The organism is Streptomyces sp. NPDC004561 (genome assembly GCF_053602155.1).
On sequence record NZ_JBSGDB010000660.1, the window covers coordinates 1 to 3,973 of the forward strand.

Below are 3,973 nucleotides of genomic sequence, written 5' to 3' on the forward strand. Positions count from 1 at the left end.
GGCTCTCTGGGACGCACGCCTGGCGTCGGCGCGGCCGCCGGGCGACCGCCCCTCGTCTCCCGGACCCTGGGATCTCGGCTCCTGAGAGTTCGCCCCATAAGAGCCGGACCCACCGGAGCCCGACCTATAGGAGCCGGAACCCGATCCATAGGAGTCGGCAGGCGATCCGCTGGCGCCTCGCGGTGCCGCGCGGCGGCCGGGGGACGAGCCGGGCTGGCCGCGTCGGGCCGCGGCACGTCCGCCTCCCTGCGGCTGCGGCGGTTTGCGACGGTGCTCGCTCATCGAACGATTACTCCTCGGGCAGGCGCACCCTTGCGCGCCTGGAACGGCGGCTGGTTTCCGGTCCCCCCGAAGTACGGATGTGGTCGGTTCTGCATTCACCCGTACTGCACCGAGGACGACGACGCTCCCCAGGCATCACTTGGTTCCCGGTGCTTCGCATGCCGCACAGACTACGCACCGCCAAAACCTGCCGAGCACTGAAGTTCATCCCAAATCAGGCAAGTTGCCTGCTACGAATCGGTGATGTGATCCCGTTCACCATCGTCCCCCTTGTCGCGTGCGGTCGGCCGTTCTATCGTCGTGATGTATCGAGTCGATACATCAGCGCGAGATAAAGACGCTGAGAGGCACCACGAGACCTGCGGGAGGACCCGCAGGACCGAGAGGAGGCGACGATGAGCCGACGTTCCGGCATCCTCGAGTTCGCCGTGCTCGGCCTGCTGCGCGAGTCCCCGATGCACGGGTATGAGCTTCGTAAACGACTCAATACGTCACTGGGTGTGTTCCGGGCGTTCAGCTACGGGACGCTGTACCCCTGCCTCAAGACGCTGGTCATCAACGGCTGGTTGATCGAGGAGCCCGGAAACACCCACGAGGACGCCCTCGCCGCTCCGCTCGCCGGGCGCCGCGCCAAGATCGTCTACCGGTTGACGGCGGAAGGTAAGGAGCACTTCGAGGAACTGCTCTCGCAGACCGGTCCCGACGCGTACGAGGACGAGCACTTCGCCGCACGGTTCGCCTTCTTCGGGCAGACGTCGCGCGATGTGCGTATGCGCGTGCTGGAGGGCCGGCGCAGCCGCCTGGAGGAGCGCCTGGAGAAGATGCGCGCTTCCCTGGCGCGTACGCGGGAGCGCCTGGACGACTACACACTTGAGCTCCAGCGCCACGGGATGGAGTCCGTGGAGCGCGAAGTGCGCTGGCTGAACGAGCTCATCGAGAGCGAGCGGGCCGGACGGGACCTGAAGGGTTCCGTGTCCGGGGGGTCCGCTCAGCAGGACACCACCACTGGATCGACGGGCGTCCTGCCCCGTCCCGGGGACACCCCCCGGACGGATACGCCCGACGACACCGCCACGTGAGTCCCAGTAAGGGCCTCACTCGTACACACAGGGAGCAACCGGAATGGGTTCGGTTCGCGTAGCCATCGTCGGCGTGGGCAACTGCGCTGCGTCGCTGGTGCAGGGAGTCGAGTACTACAAGGACGCCGACCCGGCGTCGAAGGTCCCCGGCCTGATGCACGTGCAGTTCGGTGACTACCACGTGCGTGACGTCGAGTTCGTCGCCGCGTTCGACGTGGACGCCAAGAAGGTCGGCCTCGACCTCGCGGACGCGATCGGCGCCTCCGAGAACAACACCATCAAGATCTGCGACGTGCCCAACACCGGTGTCACCGTCCAGCGCGGCCACACCCTCGACGGCCTCGGCAAGTACTACCGCCAGACCATCGAGGAGTCCGAGGCCGAGCCGGTCGACGTCGTCCAGATCCTGAAGGACAAGCAGGTCGACGTTCTGGTCTGCTACCTGCCCGTGGGCTCCGAGGCCGCGGCGAAGTTCTACGCCCAGTGCGCCATCGACGCCAAGGTCGCCTTCGTCAACGCCCTCCCGGTCTTCATCGCCGGCACCAAGGAGTGGGCCGACAAGTTCACCGAGGCCGGTGTGCCGATCGTCGGTGACGACATCAAGTCCCAGGTCGGCGCCACCATCACGCACCGCGTCATGGCGAAGCTGTTCGAGGACCGCGGTGTCATCCTGGACCGCACGATGCAGCTGAACGTCGGCGGCAACATGGACTTCAAGAACATGCTCGAGCGCGAGCGCCTGGAGTCCAAGAAGATCTCCAAGACGCAGGCCGTCACCTCCCAGATCCCCGACCGGGACCTCGGCGAGAAGAACGTCCACATCGGCCCGTCCGACTACGTGGCCTGGCTCGACGACCGCAAGTGGGCGTACGTCCGCCTCGAGGGCCGTGCCTTCGGCGACGTCCCGCTGAACCTGGAGTACAAGCTCGAGGTCTGGGACTCCCCGAACTCCGCGGGTGTCATCATCGACGCCCTGCGCGCCGCGAAGATCGCCAAGGACCGCGGCATCGGCGGCCCGATCCTCTCCGCCTCCTCGTACTTCATGAAGTCCCCGCCGGTCCAGTACTTCGACGACGAGGCCCGCGAGAACGTCGAGAAGTTCATCCGCGGCGAGGTCGAGCGCTAAAGCGCCCGGAGACCTCGCTCGCACGAGAGCGCTCCTGCCAGGGCTGTGAAGGTCCCCGGGTTTCCCGACCCGGGGACCTTCCGTATATGTGAAGCTGTGACTCATGTCCGTGGTCCGTGACCTGCGCGTGCTGTTGCGTCTGCGGTATTTCCGGCGCCTGCTGTACGTCCGCCTGCTGTCCCAGGGCGCCGACGGCGTCTACCAGGTTGCGCTCGCCGCCTACGTCGTCTTCTCACCGGAGAAACAGACCTCGGCCGCCGCGATCGCCTCGGCGATGGCGGTCCTGCTGCTCCCCTATTCGCTCGTCGGCCCCTTCGCGGGCGTCCTGCTGGACCGCTGGCGGCGCCGCCAGGTCTTCCTCCACGGCAATCTGCTGCGCGCCCTGCTGGCCGCGGCCACCGCCGTCCTGATGGCGGGCCACGTCCCGGACTGGCTCTTCTACGTCTCCGCGCTCTGTGTCACGGCCGTCAACCGCTTCATCCTCGCCGGGCTGTCCGCGTCCCTGCCGCGCGTGGTCGACACCGAACGTCTGGTGCTGGCCAATTCCCTGTCCCCGACGGCCGGCACCCTCGCCGCGACCGCCGGCGGCGGACTCGCCTTCGCCGTGCGGCTCCTGTCGTCGGGCTCCGACGCCGCCGTGGTCCTGGTGGGCGCCTTCCTTTATCTGTGCGCGGGACTCGCCTCCCTGAGCATGCCCCTCGCGCTTCTCGGCCCCGACCGGCAGCCCGCACAGCCACACCTGGGCGCCGCGCTCGCCGGCACGGCACGCGACCTGATCGCCGCCTCCCGGCACCTGGCCGCACCGCGGCGCCGGGAGGCCGTCTGGGCGCTGACCGCGATGACGCTGATGCGCTTCTGCTACGGCGCGCTCCTCGTCATGCTGCTCATGCTGTGCCGCTACGCCCTGTCGACCGGCGCCGAAGAGGGGCTCCGGCTGCTCGGGTTGGCACTGGCGCTGTCCGGTGCGGGATTCTTCGCGGCCGCCGTGGTGACGCCCTGGGCAGCGGGACGGCTGGGGCCCGGCCGCTGGATCGTGGTGTGCTCCGCAGCGGCCACGGTCCTGGAACCCGCGCTCGGCCTGCCCTTCGCCACCGGGCCGCTGCTGGCAGCGGCCTTCGTCCTGGGATTGATCACCCAGGGCGCCAAGATCGCCACCGACACGGTCGTCCAGGCATCCGTCGACGACGGCTTTCGCGGGCGGATCTTCTCGGTGTACGACGTGCTCTTCAATGTGGCCTTCGTCGGCGCGGCCGGCGTGGCGGCCGTGATACTTCCGCCGGACGGCAGGTCGACGCTGCTGGTGATCCTGGTCGCCCTCATCTACGGGGCAGTGGCCGTGACCATGGCGCGCGTCGAACGACGGCTCCGGATGGCGGGGCAAGAGAAAGAGGGTCGATTGTTTTGGTTTAAAAAAAACCCACGGGTGGGGCGGGGCGGGGTGTTTTTTTAAGTGTAAAAAAAAAACCCCCCCGAAGGGGAAAGGCGG

General features: G+C 67.9%; 3 protein-coding genes. All 3 read left to right on the forward strand.

Going from position 1 to position 3,973, the window contains the following annotated elements:
• Positions 1-677 precede the first annotated feature (677 nt).
• Entirely contained in the window at positions 678-1,361 is a 684-nt protein-coding gene (locus tag ACWEN3_RS43030; RefSeq protein WP_452983160.1) for a helix-turn-helix transcriptional regulator, read from the forward strand.
• Positions 1,362-1,404: 43 nt separating this feature from the next.
• Entirely contained in the window at positions 1,405-2,487 is a 1,083-nt protein-coding gene (locus tag ACWEN3_RS43035) for an inositol-3-phosphate synthase (RefSeq protein WP_452983162.1), read from the forward strand.
• A 103-nt stretch (positions 2,488-2,590) separates the two neighbouring features.
• Positions 2,591-3,937: an MFS transporter gene (locus ACWEN3_RS43040; RefSeq protein WP_452983164.1), complete on the forward strand. Its 1,347-nt coding sequence runs from the start codon at positions 2,591-2,593 to the stop codon at positions 3,935-3,937.
• Positions 3,938-3,973 lie beyond the last annotated feature (36 nt).

Coding starts and splice junctions, on each gene's coding strand:
- ACWEN3_RS43030 (WP_452983160.1), top strand. CDS start 678: ATGAGCCGACGTTCCGGCATCCTCGAGTTCGCCGTGCTCGGCCTGCTG.
- ACWEN3_RS43035 (WP_452983162.1), top strand. CDS start 1,405: ATGGGTTCGGTTCGCGTAGCCATCGTCGGCGTGGGCAACTGCGCTGCG.
- ACWEN3_RS43040 (WP_452983164.1), top strand. CDS start 2,591: ATGTCCGTGGTCCGTGACCTGCGCGTGCTGTTGCGTCTGCGGTATTTC.